Annotated in this window: 23 protein-coding genes and 1 rRNA gene (1 of these 24 cut by a window edge); 22 read left to right on the top strand and 2 right to left on the bottom strand. The window is 38.2% G+C overall.

Annotated features, from left to right (window positions below; translation table 11 throughout):
- Positions 1 to 15 precede the first annotated feature (15 nt).
- From rplO to M1D66_RS26425, 19 genes are all read left to right on the top strand, one after another.
- Positions 16 to 456, top strand: a complete 441-nt coding sequence (rplO, locus tag M1D66_RS26515) for a 50S ribosomal protein L15 (protein WP_000766081.1) — start codon at positions 16 to 18, stop codon at positions 454 to 456.
- Complete coding sequence (gene secY / locus M1D66_RS26510) at positions 456 to 1,757, top strand: preprotein translocase subunit SecY (protein ID WP_000490117.1); 1,302 nt, start codon at positions 456 to 458, stop codon at positions 1,755 to 1,757. Before rplO ends, secY begins: the two co-directional genes overlap by 1 nt.
- A 56-nt stretch (positions 1,758 to 1,813) precedes the next feature.
- Positions 1,814 to 2,464: an adenylate kinase gene (locus M1D66_RS26505; RefSeq protein WP_001048989.1), complete on the top strand. Its 651-nt coding sequence runs from the start codon at positions 1,814 to 1,816 to the stop codon at positions 2,462 to 2,464.
- Positions 2,464 to 3,210, top strand: coding sequence for a type I methionyl aminopeptidase (gene map, locus M1D66_RS26500; protein ID WP_000582539.1), 747 nt, complete (start codon positions 2,464 to 2,466; stop codon positions 3,208 to 3,210). The genes M1D66_RS26505 and map overlap by 1 nt, the downstream gene beginning before the upstream one ends.
- Before the next feature lie 68 nt (positions 3,211 to 3,278).
- Positions 3,279 to 3,497: a translation initiation factor IF-1 gene (gene infA, locus M1D66_RS26495; protein ID WP_001029884.1), complete on the top strand. Its 219-nt coding sequence runs from the start codon at positions 3,279 to 3,281 to the stop codon at positions 3,495 to 3,497.
- Positions 3,498 to 3,532: 35 nt separating this feature from the next.
- A complete protein-coding gene (gene rpmJ, locus M1D66_RS26490; protein ID WP_000868344.1) occupies positions 3,533 to 3,646 on the top strand; it encodes a 50S ribosomal protein L36 in 114 nt (37 codons plus the stop codon).
- 21 nt (positions 3,647 to 3,667) lie between these two features.
- The gene (rpsM, locus tag M1D66_RS26485; protein ID WP_000090788.1) at positions 3,668 to 4,033 is read left to right on the top strand and encodes a 30S ribosomal protein S13; all 366 of its coding nucleotides are present in this window, start codon (positions 3,668 to 3,670) and stop codon (positions 4,031 to 4,033) included.
- A gap of 24 nt (positions 4,034 to 4,057) precedes the next feature.
- The gene (rpsK, locus tag M1D66_RS26480; protein ID WP_000101798.1) at positions 4,058 to 4,447 is read left to right on the top strand and encodes a 30S ribosomal protein S11; all 390 of its coding nucleotides are present in this window, start codon (positions 4,058 to 4,060) and stop codon (positions 4,445 to 4,447) included.
- 180 nt (positions 4,448 to 4,627) lie between these two features.
- Entirely contained in the window at positions 4,628 to 5,572 is a 945-nt protein-coding gene (locus M1D66_RS26475; protein ID WP_000569643.1) for a DNA-directed RNA polymerase subunit alpha, read from the top strand.
- Between the two features lie 35 nt (positions 5,573 to 5,607).
- Positions 5,608 to 5,970 (top strand): 50S ribosomal protein L17, encoded by a 363-nt coding sequence (gene rplQ, locus M1D66_RS26470; RefSeq protein ID WP_000331490.1) that lies wholly within the window; start codon positions 5,608 to 5,610, stop codon positions 5,968 to 5,970.
- Between the two features lie 103 nt (positions 5,971 to 6,073).
- A complete protein-coding gene (locus tag M1D66_RS26465) occupies positions 6,074 to 6,916 on the top strand; it encodes an energy-coupling factor ABC transporter ATP-binding protein (RefSeq protein ID WP_000711757.1) in 843 nt (280 codons plus the stop codon).
- The gene (locus tag M1D66_RS26460; RefSeq protein ID WP_000406533.1) at positions 6,892 to 7,773 is read left to right on the top strand and encodes an energy-coupling factor ABC transporter ATP-binding protein; all 882 of its coding nucleotides are present in this window, start codon (positions 6,892 to 6,894) and stop codon (positions 7,771 to 7,773) included. The genes M1D66_RS26465 and M1D66_RS26460 overlap by 25 nt, the downstream gene beginning before the upstream one ends.
- A complete protein-coding gene (locus tag M1D66_RS26455; RefSeq protein WP_001186526.1) occupies positions 7,761 to 8,555 on the top strand; it encodes an energy-coupling factor transporter transmembrane component T family protein in 795 nt (264 codons plus the stop codon). Before M1D66_RS26460 ends, M1D66_RS26455 begins: the two co-directional genes overlap by 13 nt.
- A 14-nt stretch (positions 8,556 to 8,569) precedes the next feature.
- Positions 8,570 to 9,313, top strand: coding sequence for a tRNA pseudouridine(38-40) synthase TruA (gene truA / locus M1D66_RS26450; protein ID WP_002098927.1), 744 nt, complete (start codon positions 8,570 to 8,572; stop codon positions 9,311 to 9,313).
- A gap of 152 nt (positions 9,314 to 9,465) precedes the next feature.
- Positions 9,466 to 9,903, top strand: coding sequence for a 50S ribosomal protein L13 (gene rplM, locus M1D66_RS26445; RefSeq protein ID WP_001260793.1), 438 nt, complete (start codon positions 9,466 to 9,468; stop codon positions 9,901 to 9,903).
- A gap of 21 nt (positions 9,904 to 9,924) precedes the next feature.
- A complete protein-coding gene (rpsI, locus tag M1D66_RS26440) occupies positions 9,925 to 10,317 on the top strand; it encodes a 30S ribosomal protein S9 (RefSeq protein ID WP_000079986.1) in 393 nt (130 codons plus the stop codon).
- Positions 10,318 to 10,479: 162 nt separating this feature from the next.
- Positions 10,480 to 10,908, top strand: coding sequence for a DUF2521 family protein (locus M1D66_RS26435; protein ID WP_001101005.1), 429 nt, complete (start codon positions 10,480 to 10,482; stop codon positions 10,906 to 10,908).
- A gap of 66 nt (positions 10,909 to 10,974) precedes the next feature.
- Entirely contained in the window at positions 10,975 to 11,688 is a 714-nt protein-coding gene (cwlD, locus tag M1D66_RS26430) for an N-acetylmuramoyl-L-alanine amidase CwlD (protein ID WP_000822439.1), read from the top strand.
- 144 nt (positions 11,689 to 11,832) lie between these two features.
- Positions 11,833 to 12,900, top strand: a complete 1,068-nt coding sequence (locus tag M1D66_RS26425; RefSeq protein ID WP_000256628.1) for an Mrp/NBP35 family ATP-binding protein — start codon at positions 11,833 to 11,835, stop codon at positions 12,898 to 12,900.
- Positions 12,901 to 13,071: 171 nt separating this feature from the next.
- Here the strand turns inward: M1D66_RS26425 and gerD are convergent, their stop codons facing one another.
- Entirely contained in the window at positions 13,072 to 13,689 is a 618-nt protein-coding gene (gerD, locus tag M1D66_RS26420; protein ID WP_000827294.1) for a spore germination lipoprotein GerD, read from the bottom strand.
- 139 nt (positions 13,690 to 13,828) lie between these two features.
- Here gerD and kbaA point away from each other — a divergent pair, with 139 nt between their 5' ends.
- Positions 13,829 to 14,440: a KinB signaling pathway activation protein KbaA gene (gene kbaA / locus M1D66_RS26415; protein WP_001088534.1), complete on the top strand. Its 612-nt coding sequence runs from the start codon at positions 13,829 to 13,831 to the stop codon at positions 14,438 to 14,440.
- Between the two features lie 117 nt (positions 14,441 to 14,557).
- Here kbaA and pdaB read toward each other — a convergent pair whose 3' ends face one another.
- Entirely contained in the window at positions 14,558 to 15,322 is a 765-nt protein-coding gene (gene pdaB, locus M1D66_RS26410) for a polysaccharide deacetylase family sporulation protein PdaB (protein WP_000464703.1), read from the bottom strand.
- A gap of 170 nt (positions 15,323 to 15,492) precedes the next feature.
- Here pdaB and M1D66_RS26405 point away from each other — a divergent pair, with 170 nt between their 5' ends.
- A complete protein-coding gene (locus tag M1D66_RS26405; RefSeq protein WP_000901147.1) occupies positions 15,493 to 15,711 on the top strand; it encodes a hypothetical protein in 219 nt (72 codons plus the stop codon).
- A 223-nt stretch (positions 15,712 to 15,934) separates the two neighbouring features.
- Positions 15,935 to 16,080: ribosomal RNA gene (locus tag M1D66_RS26400) — 16S ribosomal RNA — on the top strand (it continues 1,406 nt past the right edge of the window).

Raw genomic sequence — 16,080 nt, 5'->3', positions numbered from 1 at the left:
AGGAGGTGCCTGGGAATGAAACTTCATGAATTAAAACCTGCAGAAGGTTCTCGTAAAGTACGTAACCGTGTCGGTCGTGGTATCGGTTCTGGTAACGGTAAAACTGCTGGTAAAGGTCATAAAGGACAAAACGCACGTTCTGGCGGCGGTGTTCGTCTTGGCTTCGAAGGTGGTCAAACTCCATTATTCCGTCGTTTACCAAAACGCGGCTTCACAAACATTAACCGTAAAGAGTTTGCTATTGTAAACTTATCAACGTTAAATCGTTTTGAAGATGGTACAGAAGTAACACCTGAATTATTGCTGGAAACTGGCGTTATCAGCAAGTTAAACGACGGTGTTAAAGTTCTTGCAAGCGGAGCAGTAGAGAAAAAACTAACTGTTAAAGCGCACAAGTTCTCTTCAAGTGCTAAAGAAGCAATTGAAGCAGCTGGCGGATCAGTTGAGGTGATCTAATGTTTCGTACAATCTCCAACTTTATGCGCGTTGCTGAGATAAGACGTAAAATATTATTCACTTTAGCGATGTTAATCGTATTCAGGATTGGCACGTTTATCCCCGTGCCATTTACAAATGGAGACGTACTGAAGGCACAAGATCAATTAAATGCTTTAGGTATTCTAAATACATTTGGCGGTGGAGCCTTGAAAAACTTCTCCATCTTTGCGATGGGAATCATGCCGTATATTACAGCATCCATCATCGTGCAATTATTGCAGATGGATGTTGTTCCTAAATTTTCGGAATGGTCGAAGCAAGGTGAAATGGGCCGTCGTAAATTAACGCAATTCACGCGTTACTTTACAATTGTTCTTGCGTTTATTCAGGGGTTTGGTATGTCAATCGGTTTTAACGGTATGGTAGGTGGACAATTAATTTTGAATCCAGGTTGGAGCACTTATTTATACATTGCTACGGTACTGACTGCTGGTACTGCATTTTTAATGTGGTTAGGTGAACAGATTACAGCTAAAGGTGTAGGTAATGGTATTTCCATCCTTATCTTTGGCGGTATTGCCGCAGCGATCCCAAGTGTTATATCTCAAGTGTATCAGCAACAGTTTCAAAATATCGGAGATCAATTGTTCATGAGTATCGTTAAAGTTGCATTGATTTTACTAGCTGTGCTAGCAGTTATTGTGGGTGTTATTTTCATTCAACAGGCTGTTAGAAAGATCCCAATTCAATATGCGAAGCGTGTAACAGGAGGAAATGGTGGTTATGCTGGAGCACAAAACACACATTTACCGCTTAAGGTAAATAGTGCTGGTGTTATTCCAGTAATTTTTGCTGTTTCATTCTTAATTACGCCTCCGACTATTGCACAGTTCTTCCCGAAACATGATGTATCGCAGTGGATTATTGCAAACTTTAACTATTCTCACCCAGTGGGAATGATCATATATGTTGCGCTCATTGTAGCCTTCACATATTTCTATGCATTTGTTCAGGTTAATCCAGAGCAAATGTCAGAGAATCTAAACAAGCAAGGTGGATATGTTCCAGGTATTCGTCCGGGTAAGAATACGGAACAATATCTAACAAAAATCTTGTATCGTTTGACCTTTGTAGGATCAATTTTCCTAGCAGCGATTGCAATCTTACCAGTTATCTTTACGAAATTGGGAAATCTTCCTCCATCTGCACAGATCGGTGGAACGAGTATGTTAATCGTTGTCGGCGTTGCTTTAGAAACAATGAAGCAGCTAGAAAGCCAACTGGTAAAACGCCATTACAAAGGGTTTATCAAGCAGTGAGTAAGTGGGAAGAATTGTCTTCCCTACATGCTCATGTACTCTGAGGGGGAACAAGGATGAACTTAATTTTAATGGGGCTTCCTGGTGCTGGTAAAGGTACACAAGCCGAACAGATTGTTGCCAAGTATAACATCCCTCACATTTCAACAGGAGACATGTTCCGTGCAGCTATGAAGGCTGAAACTGAAATGGGTCTACAAGCAAAATCTTTTATTGATAAAGGTGCACTTGTTCCAGATGAAGTTACAATCGGAATCGTTCGTGAACGTTTAAGTCAAGACGACTGCGTAAGAGGTTTCTTACTAGACGGTTTCCCACGAACTGTTGCACAAGCATCAGCTCTTGAAGAAATTATGAAAGATCTTGGCAAAAAAATCGACTATGTTTTAAACATTAATGTGGATTCAGGGTTGTTATTAAAACGCCTTACAGGCCGTCGCATTTGTAAAGAGTGCGGTGCGACTTACCACTTAGAATTCAATCCACCAGCAAAAGCTGATGTGTGCGATAAATGTGGTGGCGAATTATATCAACGCTCTGATGACAATGAAGAAACTGTAGCAAATCGTTTAGATGTAAATATTAAGCAAACAAAACCTTTGCTTGATTTCTACGAAGAGCTTGGTTACTTACAAAGCATTAATGGTGAGCAAGATATCAATAAAGTATTTGCTGATATCGATGTTCTCATCGGAGGCTTAGCGTAATGATAATCTGCAAAACTCCTCGCGAGATAGAAATCATGCGAGAAGCTGGCAGGATCGTTGCTTTGACTCATCAAGAGTTGAAACAGCACATTACTCCAGGAATTACAACGAAAGAGCTCGATCAAATAGCGGAAAAGACGATTCAAAAATATGGTGCTACGCCATCTTTTAAAGGATACAACGGATTTCCGGGGAGCATATGTGCTTCTGTAAATGAAGAGCTTGTACACGGAATTCCAGGGAAGCGCAAGCTCAAAGAGGGCGATATCATCAGTATCGATATTGGTGCGAAATACAATGGGTACCATGGAGATTCTGCATGGACGTATCCAGTTGGAAACATTTCTGAATCTGTTCAAAAGCTACTTGATGTCACAGAAAAATCGTTGTATCTTGGTCTAGAACAAGTAAAACCAGGCGAGAGATTATCAAATATCTCACATGCGGTTCAAACCCATGCTGAAGAGAATGGATTCTCGATCGTTAGGGAGTATGTTGGTCACGGAATCGGGCAAGACTTACATGAGGACCCTCAAATCCCGCACTATGGTCCACCAAATAGAGGCCCTAGATTAAAGCCGGGAATGGTCATCTGTGTTGAGCCGATGGTGAATCAAGGAAGACGATATGTAAAAACACTATCTGATGACTGGACAGTGGTAACGGTAGATGGTAAATGGTGTGCCCATTTTGAGCACACGATTGCTCTTACAGAAGCAGGATACGAAATCCTTACCACTTTATAAGTAGCTGGCTCTCCGGGATTTCAGAGCAGTGTAAAATGTTACTGATTTGAAGAAGGGAGAACTATTGAATGGCTAAAGATGATGTAATTGAAGTCGAAGGTACCGTTCTTGAAACGTTGCCAAATGCTATGTTCAAAGTAGAATTAGAGAATGGGCATGTCGTATTGGCTCACGTTTCTGGTAAAATCCGTATGAACTTCATTCGTATTTTACCAGGAGACAAAGTTACGGTAGAATTATCTCCGTACGATTTAAATCGTGGTCGTATTACGTACCGTTTTAAATAATATAGCACTCCGTAATCTTTAAGGAGGTTCGAGACATGAAAGTAAGACCGTCAGTTAAACCAATCTGCGAAAAATGTAAAGTTATTCGTAGACGTGGAAAAGTAATGGTTATTTGTGAAAACCCTAAACATAAACAAAAACAAGGTTAATCAGAAGGAGGTGCATTCGTAATGGCACGTATCGCAGGTGTAGATATTCCTCGAGACAAACGCGTTGTTATTTCTTTAACTTACGTATTCGGCATTGGTCGCACAACTGCTGAAAAAATTCTTGCTGAAGCAGGTATTTCTGAAGAAACACGAGTTCGTGATTTAACGGAAGACGAATTAGGACGTATCCGTGATATCATCGATCGTATTAAAGTTGAGGGAGACCTTCGTCGTGAAGTATCTCTTAACATCAAACGTCTAATGGAGATCGGTTCTTACCGTGGTCTTCGTCACCGTCGTGGTTTACCAGTTCGTGGTCAAAACTCTAAAAACAATGCTCGTACACGTAAAGGTCCACGTCGTACAGTAGCAAATAAAAAGAAATAATAAGTAAAGGAGGTTGAACTAACAATGGCACGTAAAACAAACACTCGTAAAAAACGTGTGAAAAAGAATATTGAAGCTGGTATAGCTCATATTCGTTCTACTTTCAACAACACAATCGTAACACTTACAGATACTCACGGTAACGCACTTTCTTGGTCTAGTGCTGGTGCACTTGGTTTCCGTGGATCTCGTAAATCTACTCCATTCGCTGCGCAAATGGCTGCTGAAACTGCTGCTAAAGCTGCAATGGAACACGGTTTAAAAACTTTAGAGGTTACTGTTAAAGGTCCTGGTGCTGGTCGTGAAGCTGCAATTCGTGCTCTTCAAGCTGCAGGTCTAGAAGTAACAGCAATTAGAGATGTTACTCCAGTTCCTCATAATGGATGTCGTCCACCAAAACGTCGTCGTGTGTAATTTTTCTGTATAGAATTTTCCCTTTTGTCTATAATGGATATGATGCATTATCGAGAAATTTCGTACAGAAACATCGCTTGTTGTGCACAATCGGGAACTGCCTAAGGGGGACTTTCGGTTAGACAGGGGTTATACCTTTGTTTAACCGGGGTTTCGACGTTTTGAAGGAGGGTTTAGTTAATGATTGAAATCGAAAAGCCGAAAATCGAAACGGTTGAACTTAACGAAGATGCTAAATATGGTAAATTCGTAATTGAACCGCTTGAGCGTGGATATGGTACTACTTTGGGTAACTCCTTACGTCGTATTCTTTTATCCTCACTCCCTGGTGCCGCTGTTACTGCTATCCAAATCGATGGCGTATTACATGAATTTTCAACAGTTGAGGGCGTAGTAGAAGACGTTACGACGATCATCTTAAACTTGAAAAAGTTAGCTCTTAAAATCTACTCTGAAGAAGAGAAGACGTTGGAAATTGATGTACAGGGCGAAGGTATTGTCACAGCTGCTGATATTACTCACGATAGTGATGTAGAAATCTTAAATCCAGATTTACACATTGCAACGTTAGCAAAAGATGCGCATTTCCGCGTGCGTTTAACTGCAAAGCGTGGCCGTGGGTATACGCCAGCTGATGCAAATAAAAGCGAAGATCAACCAATAGGAGTAATTCCTATTGATTCTATTTATACTCCAGTATCACGTGTGACTTACCAAGTGGAAAAGACACGTGTCGGACAAGTGGCTAATTATGATAAGCTTACGCTTGATGTATGGACGGATGGAAGCATCGGGCCAAAAGAAGCTATCTCTTTAGGTGCCAAAATCTTAACTGAGCATTTAAATATCTTTGTTGGTTTAACTGATGAAGCACAAAATGCTGAGATTATGGTCGAGAAGGAAGAAGATCAAAAAGAGAAAGTTCTTGAGATGACTATCGAAGAACTAGACCTTTCTGTTCGTTCTTATAATTGCCTAAAACGTGCAGGAATTAATACTGTACAAGAGCTTGCGAACAAAACAGAAGAAGATATGATGAAAGTTCGTAACTTAGGGCGTAAATCCTTAGAAGAAGTTAAACATAAACTTGAGGAATTAGGTTTAGGTTTACGTAAAGACGACTGAGGATTTAAACCCATCAACAAAGGAGGGAACTACGAATGGCATACAGAAAATTAGGCCGTACAAGTGCGCAACGTAAAGCTATGTTACGTGATTTAGCTACTGATTTAATTATCAACGAGCGCATCCAAACGACAGAAACTCGTGCAAAAGAACTTCGTTCTGTAGTGGAAAAAATGATCACTTTAGGTAAACGCGGAGATCTTCATGCTCGTCGTCAAGCAGCAGCTTTCATTCGCAATGAAGTAGCTAACGCTGAGACTGGTCAAGATGCACTTCAAAAACTATTCGCTGATGTAGCTCCACGCTATGCTGAGCGCCAAGGCGGATACACTCGTATTGCAAAAATTGGTCCACGTCGCGGAGACGCAGCACCAATGGTAATTATCGAGTTAGTATAATGATAATTAAAAGGGCAGGACAGTTCTTTTCAAGAAACTGGTCATGGCCCTTTTTTTTAAATATAAAAATAGGCTAACTTGGCGAAGGAAAGGGTGCCTTCTATTGAAAAAAGAGAAACTTCGGATAGAAAATATATCATTTCAATATCCTGGGGCAGCCACTTATGCATTAAAAGATGTTTCATTTTCCTTATATGAGGGAGAATGGGTATCTATTATTGGACAAAACGGTTCAGGAAAGTCTACACTTGCAAAATTATTGAATGGTTTGTTTTTGCCAGAAGCAGGGACTATTACAGTAAATGATACAATGGTTTTATCAGAGGAAACGGTATGGGATGTTCGAAAACAAATTGGAATGGTATTTCAAAATCCAGATAATCAATTTGTTGGAACGACAGTGCAAGATGATGTTGTATTTGGCTTGGAGAATATCGGAATGCCAAGAGAACAAATGATTGAAAGATTAGAACAGGCCTTGCAACTTGTCCGTATGGAAGATTTTCTTAATGATGAGCCTCATTCCTTATCTGGTGGGCAAAAGCAGCGAGTGGCAATAGCAGGCGTTTTAGCACTTCAACCATCTATTTTAATATTAGATGAAGCAACGTCAATGTTAGACCCTCAAGGGAGACGTGAAGTAGTAGAAACGGTTAGACAACTTGTTACTCAAAAAGGTATTACCGTGTTATCAATTACGCACGATTTAGAAGAAGCGGCACAGTCAGATCGTGTCATTATTTTAAATAAGGGAGAAATATTAGAGGAAGGAACTCCAGAAAAAATTTTCAAATCCTCTCATATGCTCCAAGAAATTGGCTTAGATGTACCGTTTTCGGTGAAAATAGCAGAATTATTAAAAAGAAATGAAATTCTCTTGCAAAATACGCATCTTACAATGGAAAGCTTGGTGAACGAACTTTGGAGATTACATTCCAAAAAGTAGAACATCGTTATCAATATAAAACTCCATTTGAAAGACGCGCACTTTATGATGTAGACGTGTCGTTTCCAAGTGGGGGCTATTATGCCATTATCGGTCATACTGGTTCAGGAAAGTCGACGATGATTCAACATTTAAATGGTTTATTGCAGCCGACAAATGGTACAGTTCAAATTGGTGAACATTTGATTTCGGCAGGAAAGAAAGAAAAAAAGCTAAAGCCACTACGTAAAAAAGTAGGGGTTGTCTTTCAATTCCCAGAACATCAGTTGTTTGAAGAGACTGTGGAGAAAGATATTTGTTTCGGCCCTACTAATTTTGGAGTATCTGTAGACGAAGCAAGGCAAAAGGCTAGAAAGGCAATTGAACTTGTAGGGCTAGAACCAGAACTGTTAGCACGTTCTCCGTTCGAATTAAGTGGTGGACAAATGAGACGTGTTGCTATAGCGGGTGTACTGGCAATGGAACCTGAAGTGCTTGTATTAGATGAACCTACAGCAGGACTAGATCCAAAAGGGCAGAACGAACTTATGGAGATGTTTTATAAGTTGCACAAGGAGAAGGGTCTTACAGTCATCCTTGTAACGCATAATATGGAGGATGCTGCTCAGTATGCGGAGCAGATTGTAGTTATGCATAAAGGAACGGTCTTTTTGCAAGGAAGTGCAGAGGAAGTATTTTCACATGCTGATGAACTAGAGAAAATTGGTGTGGATCTTCCTATGTCATTAAAGTATAAACGTGCAATTGAAGAGAAGTTTGGTATTTCAATTCCAAAGGCTACCTTATCTTTAGAGGATCTTACTCATGAAGTTGTGCAGGTGTTACGAAAAGGTGGTCATGAATCATGCAGCAGTTGATTATTGGGAGATATATCCCGGGGAATTCACTTATTCATCAACTTGATCCACGTACGAAGCTGCTGATTGTCTTTTTATATGTATTTGTTGTTTTCTTAGCAAATAATGCGATTTCATATGGATTTTTATTTTTATATGCACTCATTGCTTTATTTTTTGCAAAAGTGCCGATTCGTTATGTACTTTCGGGCTTAAAACCAATTTTATGGATTTTTCTTTTTACATTTTTCCTGCATATTTTTACAAATAAAGAGGGGGATGTACTATTCCAGCTTGGTTGGTTTTCGATATATGAAAAAGGATTAGAGCAAGGGATATACATTTCTGTACGATTCTTCGTTATTATTTTAATGACGACATTATTAACGTTAACGACGACACCTATTGAAATTACAGATGGTTTGGAGACGTTATTAAAGCCGTTGAAGCGTATAAAGGTTCCTGTTCATGAAATCGCATTAATGATGTCAATTTCTCTTCGTTTTATCCCGACATTAATGGATGAAACGAGTAAAATAATGAAAGCACAAGCGTCACGTGGTATTGATTTTGCCGGGGGACCGATAAAAGATAGAATGAAAGCTATTATTTCACTGCTCGTTCCTCTGTTTATCAGTGCTTTTAAGCGTGCAGAGGACTTAGCCATTGCGATGGAAGCTCGTGGATATCAAAGTGGTGAAGGACGTACTAAATTTAGGCAACTACGCTGGAAAACAAGCGATACAGTAACGATTGTCAGCTTATTTTGTTTAGCTTGTATTTTGGCATGGGTGCGATCGTAATGGAGAATAGAGAAATGGATAGAATAAAATGTACGGTTGCATATGATGGCATGCATTTTTGTGGTTATCAAATTCAGCCGAACCATCGTACTGTTCAACAGGAGATAGAAAAAGCATTGCAGAAATTGCATAAGGGAGAACTTGTTCGTGTTCAGGCATCTGGTAGAACAGATTCTACAGTTCATGCAAAAGGACAAGTAATACACTTTGATACTCCTTTGTCTCTTGAAGAATGGCAATGGATTAATGCTTTAAACACAATGTTGCCAGATGATATTGTTATTAGGCAAGTAGAGAAAAAAACAGAAGAATTTCATGCACGTTACGGTGTTGAGAAAAAAGAATATCGTTATCGTGTATTATTATCAAAGACTGCGGATGTATTCCGTAGAAATTACGTATATCAATATCCATACCCGCTCGAAATCAACTCTATAAGAAAAGCAATTCCTTATTTTATTGGAACACATGATTTCACTTCTTTTTGTTCGGCAAAAACTGACAAAAAAGATAAAGTGCGAACAATTTATGAAATCGAGTTAATTGAACAAAATGATGAAATAATTTTTCGTTTTGTAGGTAATGGATTTTTATATAATATGGTCAGAATTATTGTTGGTACGTTACTTAGCGTAGGGCAAGGAAAGCTTGATCCTGATAGCATTCCAGAGATTTTAGCGAAACAAAATCGTCAGTTTGCTGGAAAGATGGCTCCAGGTCATGGGCTTTACTTATGGGAGGTAAACTATAACAACTAATCCTGGTGTAACATTTGCTTGACATTAGAAACTCAAAAGTATATCATAACATATGGTATTGTTTCTAAAACCACGATTAGCCCCGGAAGGAAATCGTGTTTAAGATAAACAATAGATTTTTTCTATGGAAAAGATAACGAGGAGGGAAACACATGCGTACGACTTTTATGGCAAAAGCTAACGAAGTTGAGCGTAAATGGTATGTGGTTGATGCTGAAGGTCAAACTTTAGGTCGCCTTGCTAGTGAAGTAGCATCCATTTTACGTGGTAAAAACAAACCTACATTTACACCACACGTTGACACGGGTGATCATGTAATTATTATTAACGCTGAGAAAATTCATTTAACAGGTAATAAATTAAACGATAAAATTTACTACCGTCACACTAACCACCCAGGTGGACTTAAGCAAAGAACAGCTCTTGAAATGCGTACAAACTACCCTGTACAAATGTTAGAGCTTGCAATTAAAGGCATGCTTCCAAAAGGACGCTTAGGCCGTCAAGTTTCTAAGAAACTTAACGTGTATGCTGGAGCAGAGCATCCACACCAAGCACAAAAACCAGAAGTTTACGAACTTCGCGGATAATTAATTAAAGGAGGGCTTACTTTGGCACAGGTTCAATACTATGGCACTGGACGTCGTAAGAGTTCAGTAGCGCGCGTACGCCTAGTTCCAGGCGAAGGACGCGTTATCATTAACGGTCGTGATTTTGAAAACTATATCCCATTTGCTGCATTACGTGAAGTAGTGAAACAACCTCTAGTTGCAACAGAAACTTTAGGTAACTACGATGTACTTGTAAACGTAAATGGTGGTGGATACACTGGTCAAGCTGGTGCTATTCGTCACGGTATTTCTCGCGCTTTATTAAAAGCTGATCCAGAATACCGTCTAACATTAAAACGTGCAGGTCTATTAACTCGTGACGCACGTATGAAAGAGCGTAAAAAATACGGTCTTAAAGGCGCACGTCGTGCACCTCAGTTCTCAAAACGTTAATTTTTGCGAACTACAAACCCCAACCATTTTGGTTGGGGTTTTTTTATGTTTCATTCCTCTTTTGCAATTTTTATAGCTTGGAATATTTTAGTGCTCCCGCCACGCGTATGCTTCTTCTTTAGAAGTTTAGACTAATACGTATTAGGGAGGTTTATATGTACTATGAATGTCATTGTCAGCTTACAAGAAAAACAAAAAGAAAAGCAGTTAAAATACGAGCGGAAGATGTTGCGGGAATTATCATTAAAAACATTGCGTTCAAATATTCGTGATGCCTTTCAAATGCAAGAGCTTCATCGTCAGTATGAAGATTACTGTATTGAATTAGGGATAGAATCTTATTTATTAGGAGCGAGATACAGTAAATTTGGTTATTATGGTGAATCGTTTTTTGATGTGAAATATAGAGCTTTAGAAGAAGAACAACAATTAACTGAAACGCTATTTCAATTTTTAACGAGTATGACTATGCGAGAAATAAAGTTGAAAGATGAGGAGTTACTTTTTGAATCTTGTCAGCAGTTTATAGGATTGTGGTGGCAAGAAGGGTATGAAAAAGGTGAAAGAAGATATCGATTAAAGCTTCATTAAGACAAGCATAAACTTTCCTCTTGTCCCATATAAGTAATTAGAGGGACTAGCTGGAGGAGGAAAGGTATGAAGAGAATTCGAATTATCTCTTTTGCACTCGCTGCGGTTGTATTGTTTTTTTTAGTCAAGCAAGAATTTCAAATTACAAAATCGTGGCGAGCTTGGAATTTACCCTTATCAGGGAAAGTAATTGTGTTAGATGCTGGGCATGGTGGACCAGATGGAGGGGCTGTTGGTGGAAAGGATATTATAGAAAAGGATATTACGCTTGAAATTACAAAAAAGGTACAAGACTATTTACAAGAACAAGGTGCACTAGTTATTTTAACGCGTGAGGGAGATTATGATTTAGCTAACAAAGATACAAAGTCATATAGTAGACGTAAAGCAGAGGATTTAAAAAAACGTGTAGAAATCATCAATAAACCTGATGTAGACTTTTTTGCAAGTATTCATTTAAATGCTTTAACTAGTAGTGGATCGAAAGGCGCACAAACGTTCTATTACCGCTCTTCGATTGAAAATGAACGTGCTGCAAAATTTATACAGGCTGAATTGAGAACAAGTTTAGAGAACACGAATCGTTCTGCTAAGACAATTTCGCATGTATATTTATTAAAGTATTCTAAAACACCAGGTGCTTTAATTGAAGCTGGCTTTTTATCGAATGTGAACGAAAGGTATATGTTAAATTCGGAGAAATATCAGCAAAAGGTAGCAGCTGCAATATACCGTGGTATATTACGTTATTTCACGGAAAAAGGAAATCCTCCAGAATAAGGAGGATTTTTTTGAGCTTCTCTCGTTAACGAAGTTTTCGGAAAATATGTTATACTGGAAATGTAAACGCATTTATTTCAAGGATAAGCAGAGATAAATTCAATTAACATTACGTTATTTTTCATACAGGGGGCTGGGCTAATTATGGTAACGAAAGAGCAAGTGGTTGAAGCGTTAGAAGGGATTGTAGATCCGTTTTTACATAAAACATTAAAAGAAACAAGTGCAATTAAAGAGGTAACAGTCAAGCCAGAGAAGGAACATGTGAGTGTCAAAATTGCAATCGTAAAAACCGGTACAGCGGAACAAATGCAGTTGCAGTCTGGAATTGTAAAGTTAGTAAAAGAACTTGGGGCAGCAACAGTTGGACTTCGTTTTGCAGAATTTACAGAAGAGGAATTAGCTCAGTTTGCACCGGAACAAGAAGAAGAACAAAGTGAATCTTTATTGTCACCTAATTCAAAAACAACATTCTTAGCAGTAGCGAGTGGAAAAGGTGGCGTGGGAAAATCAACTGTTTCCGTTAACCTTGCAGTTGCTTTAGCTCGTTTAGGAAAAAAAGTTGGTATTATTGATGCGGACATTTACGGTTTTAGTGTGCCAGACATGATGGGGATAGAAAAACGTCCTATCGTAAGAGGTGACAAGATAATTCCGGTGGAACGTTTAGGTGTAAAGGTAATCTCAATGGGCTTCTTTGTAGAGGATAATGCACCAGTTATTTGGAGAGGACCTATGCTTGGGAAAATGTTAAACCACTTCTTCACAGAAGTAGAATGGGGCGATTTAGATTATTTAGTACTAGATTTGCCACCAGGCACAGGTGATGTTGCGTTAGATGTGCACTCAATGTTGCCATCTTGCAAAGAGATTATTGTAACGACGCCTCATCCAACAGCTGCGTTTGTAGCAGCGCGTGCTGGAGCGATGGCATTGCGCACTGAACATAGTATTCTTGGTGTTGTTGAGAATATGGCATATTTTGAAAGTAAGGTAACTGGTGAGAAAGAATATGTATTTGGAAAAGGCGGGGGAGATAAGTTAGCTACCGAATTACAAACGAATGTTCTTGGTCGTATTCCACTGCAACAACCCGATTGGAATAAAGAAGACTTTGCTCCTTCAGTATATGAAGATACACATACAACGGGCATTATTTATAGTAAAATAGCTGAAACAGTAATTGATAAAACAGCTGTTACACAAAAATAAAGTGAAACTTTAATCAGTGGGGTTCACCTGTTACTGACAACAATAAGGCTTTTGTTGCTAGTAAACCTTTCGCTTAATTAGAGGGGTCCATTTTGTCTGTTAATAGCAAGATAAAGTAATAACGAGTGAACAATATATAAATTGTCCACTCGTTATTATAGTTATTATTTTTTACTGTTCTTCCTTCTTGTCGCCTTGAGAACCACCGTCACCGCCTGCTTCTTTCTTACCAGATCCGCCTTTTTCAGCTTTTTGCACACCTTTACTAATGATATCAATCATCTTGGCTTGGAAGAGTGGACTTTCAGCAGTTTCTGTTAGTACTTGTTGTAGATATTGACGGTATTCTTTACTCTTCATTGTTTGTAACATCATTTTTTCTACTTCAGGATTTTTCATAATTTCTATAACGCCTGCTTGGTATTCAGGGTCTTTTAATAAGGTTTTCATTAATTGAGTTTGTTCTTTCCCCATACTTTTAGCAAATTTTGATGAGAACTCAGGATCTTTAAAGAGCTTTTCCCAGAATTGTTGCCCTTTATCGGATACCATGGCATCTTCAATCGTTTTCTTTACTACTGTTTCATCTAGTATGAGTGCTTGTTTCATTTTTTCATCAGTTAATACATCTTGAATAGCTTTCTTACCTTGATCTGTTTTTAAAATATCAACAATCATTTTCTTTGTTTGATCGTAATCTAGTTCGGATTTCGTTTCTTTTCCTTGTGCGCATGCTGCAAGTGCGATAAGTAGAAAAGAAGAAACGAAAATGAATAGCATCCGTTTCATAAGTTGGAACTCCTTTCAGCACAGTTCTCTCTTTTTAATATAAATATCTTTAAGGAATTTATACATGAACATGGCTAGCTTTTTGAAATTGTCATTGATACAATTTAATTAGAAATATAAGGATAATGGGGGATGTGTTGTGAATAGCCGCAAGTGGGTACGACTATTTTTAACGACGTTGTTTCTTGGTGGGATGAGCACAGTTATTATTGGTTTTGTTTTGGAGTGGGACAAGTACAATAAATTTTTTCAAAATTTCGACGGTAAGGAGATTTTAGCAGTATCTTTCTGGCTGATGGGTGTGGGATTTATTTTTAGTGTTATAAGTCAAATGGGATTCTTTGCATATTTAACAATCCACCGTTTTGGACTAGGGATGTTTCGCTCATCTTCTTTATGGAATGCAGTCCAGCTCTTCTTTATTGCATTCGTATTATTTGATTTTGTGTATTTAAGATCTGTACTTATTGCAAATGGGGAAGTCTCGTTAGGGAATAATATACTTGTTGCTGGAATGTTATTTGTGTTTGGAGCAATTGTTGCTTATGTAAAAAGTAAAGAAACAAATAAAAAAGCATTTGTGCCAGCTCTGTTCTTTATGGTTGTTGTAACGATCCTTGAATGGGTACCGGCGCTTCGGATTAATGATACAGATTGGTTATATTTAATGGTTATACCGCTATTGTTATGTAATGCATATCAATTACTTGTATTACATCGTTTAATCGGAAAAACAAGTAAATCAGCTTAATAGAGAGGTTTTATACAACAGCAGTTATAATGTTGTAAATGGTATGATTAAAAAAGCTCTACCACCTTCTTGAAAGGTAGTAGAGCTTTTTATGCGTGAAGAGTAGTAGGGAAGAAGCTACTTCACATCTTCACTTTTCGTACTTGTGTTGGAAATAAGTTGTGAAACGGATATTTGCTCATATCCATCACTTTTTATTTTTTGCAGGAGCAGCGGTAAAGCTCTATTTGTTTGAAGGGCAGAATCGGATGCGTGTAATAAGACGATATCTCCACCTTTCAAGTTATTAGAGACAGTGGAAACGATGTTATTTACACCTGGGTTTTTCCAATCGTTTGAATTATTACTCCAATGCACGACGGTGTATCCAAGTGATTCTGCGATTTTAAGGGTTGCTTTGTTAAATTCGCCACTAGGTGGACGTAACAGCTTGACTTGTTTTACACCAAGTTTCGTAAAAACATCTTGTGCTCGTAAAAGGTCTCGTCTTATTTCATTTGTCTCTAGAGAAGTATAGGATGTGTAATTGTACCCCATACTACCGATTTCGTGTCCATCTTTCATGATTCGCTCTACAATATCGGGGTGTCTTTCGGCCCATGCAGCAGAAAGGAAGAAGGTTGCATTCTTAATTTCTTTTTCTTTAAGAGTATCTAGGATTGGAATTGCTTTTTTGTCTCCCCAACTAATATCAAACGTAAATGCAACTTGCTTTTTAGCGGTGTCTCCTTTGTAAATTACTTTAGGGCCTGTAGCAGTTGAAAAAGCAGATTCATGTGAATATGTTTTTAAAAAGAGTAGCCATGCTGTAAATAAGGACAGTATCACTATTAAGCTAATGTGTTTAAAATTTCTCTTACTCGTAATAAAAAAGAAAAACATAATATTACGCCCCTTTGTCCAATCCTTTTCAGTTACATATATGCTGGAAATATAAAAAAGAGAACAAAGGATTAATATCGTAAGTAGTGGATATAATGGATGATAGGATTGTGATAATTGAAAATGAGCGGAACGTTTATTGTTGCGTAAGGAATTATTGAGGTGATTGTTTGCTTGGGCTGATGTTGACAAAAGAAGAGAGAAAAGAAATGGAATACATATTGAAGAGAGAATTAGAGGAACTTTTATTTGATTTTGAAGATGAGCGTATTCATGAAGTTGTAAAAAAAGCCATGGAAGAAAGATATAAAATCATTTTCTGTTTATTCCGGAGAGTAGCTAACACAGAAGAATGTATTCGTTATGTAAGAAAAAGAATTTTTTATTAAAAAGTGTTGACGTTAATAGTTTGTATATGTTAAATTAATAACCGTCGCTGATGCGGAAACGCAGAAAACGACAAAAAGAAATTGAAAAACTTAGTTGACATTAACTAACGAAGATGTTAACATAAGGAAGTCGCAAACGAGCGACCAAGTAGTTCTTTGAAAACTGAACGAAACAAACAACGTGAAACGTCAATTTTTATTTTAGATGCTAGACAAACTAACTTTATTGGAGAGTTTGATCCTGGCTCAGGATGAACGCTGGCGGCGTGCCTAATACATGCAAGTCGAGCGAATGGATTAAGAGCTTGCTCTTATGAAGTTAGCGGCGGACGGGTGAGTAACACGTGGGTAACCTGCCCATAAGACTGG

The sequence above is a fragment of the Bacillus sp. PK6-16 genome (assembly GCF_056530295.1).
This window is presented reverse-complemented; position numbering and strand designations above follow the sequence as displayed.

Bases quoted from the DNA above. Each gene is read 5' to 3' on its own strand.
- rplO (WP_000766081.1), top strand. From the start codon at position 16: ATGAAACTTCATGAATTAAAACCTGCAGAAGGTTCTCGTAAAGTACGT.
- secY (WP_000490117.1), top strand. From the start codon at position 456: ATGTTTCGTACAATCTCCAACTTTATGCGCGTTGCTGAGATAAGACGT.
- M1D66_RS26505 (WP_001048989.1), top strand. From the start codon at position 1,814: ATGAACTTAATTTTAATGGGGCTTCCTGGTGCTGGTAAAGGTACACAA.
- map (WP_000582539.1), top strand. From the start codon at position 2,464: ATGATAATCTGCAAAACTCCTCGCGAGATAGAAATCATGCGAGAAGCT.
- infA (WP_001029884.1), top strand. From the start codon at position 3,279: ATGGCTAAAGATGATGTAATTGAAGTCGAAGGTACCGTTCTTGAAACG.
- rpmJ (WP_000868344.1), top strand. From the start codon at position 3,533: ATGAAAGTAAGACCGTCAGTTAAACCAATCTGCGAAAAATGTAAAGTT.
- rpsM (WP_000090788.1), top strand. From the start codon at position 3,668: ATGGCACGTATCGCAGGTGTAGATATTCCTCGAGACAAACGCGTTGTT.
- rpsK (WP_000101798.1), top strand. From the start codon at position 4,058: ATGGCACGTAAAACAAACACTCGTAAAAAACGTGTGAAAAAGAATATT.
- M1D66_RS26475 (WP_000569643.1), top strand. From the start codon at position 4,628: ATGATTGAAATCGAAAAGCCGAAAATCGAAACGGTTGAACTTAACGAA.
- rplQ (WP_000331490.1), top strand. From the start codon at position 5,608: ATGGCATACAGAAAATTAGGCCGTACAAGTGCGCAACGTAAAGCTATG.
- M1D66_RS26455 (WP_001186526.1), top strand. From the start codon at position 7,761: ATGCAGCAGTTGATTATTGGGAGATATATCCCGGGGAATTCACTTATT.
- truA (WP_002098927.1), top strand. From the start codon at position 8,570: ATGGATAGAATAAAATGTACGGTTGCATATGATGGCATGCATTTTTGT.
- rplM (WP_001260793.1), top strand. From the start codon at position 9,466: ATGCGTACGACTTTTATGGCAAAAGCTAACGAAGTTGAGCGTAAATGG.
- M1D66_RS26435 (WP_001101005.1), top strand. From the start codon at position 10,480: ATGAATGTCATTGTCAGCTTACAAGAAAAACAAAAAGAAAAGCAGTTA.
- cwlD (WP_000822439.1), top strand. From the start codon at position 10,975: ATGAAGAGAATTCGAATTATCTCTTTTGCACTCGCTGCGGTTGTATTG.
- M1D66_RS26425 (WP_000256628.1), top strand. From the start codon at position 11,833: ATGGTAACGAAAGAGCAAGTGGTTGAAGCGTTAGAAGGGATTGTAGAT.
- gerD (WP_000827294.1), bottom strand. From the start codon at position 13,689: ATGAAACGGATGCTATTCATTTTCGTTTCTTCTTTTCTACTTATCGCA.
- pdaB (WP_000464703.1), bottom strand. From the start codon at position 15,322: ATGTTTTTCTTTTTTATTACGAGTAAGAGAAATTTTAAACACATTAGC.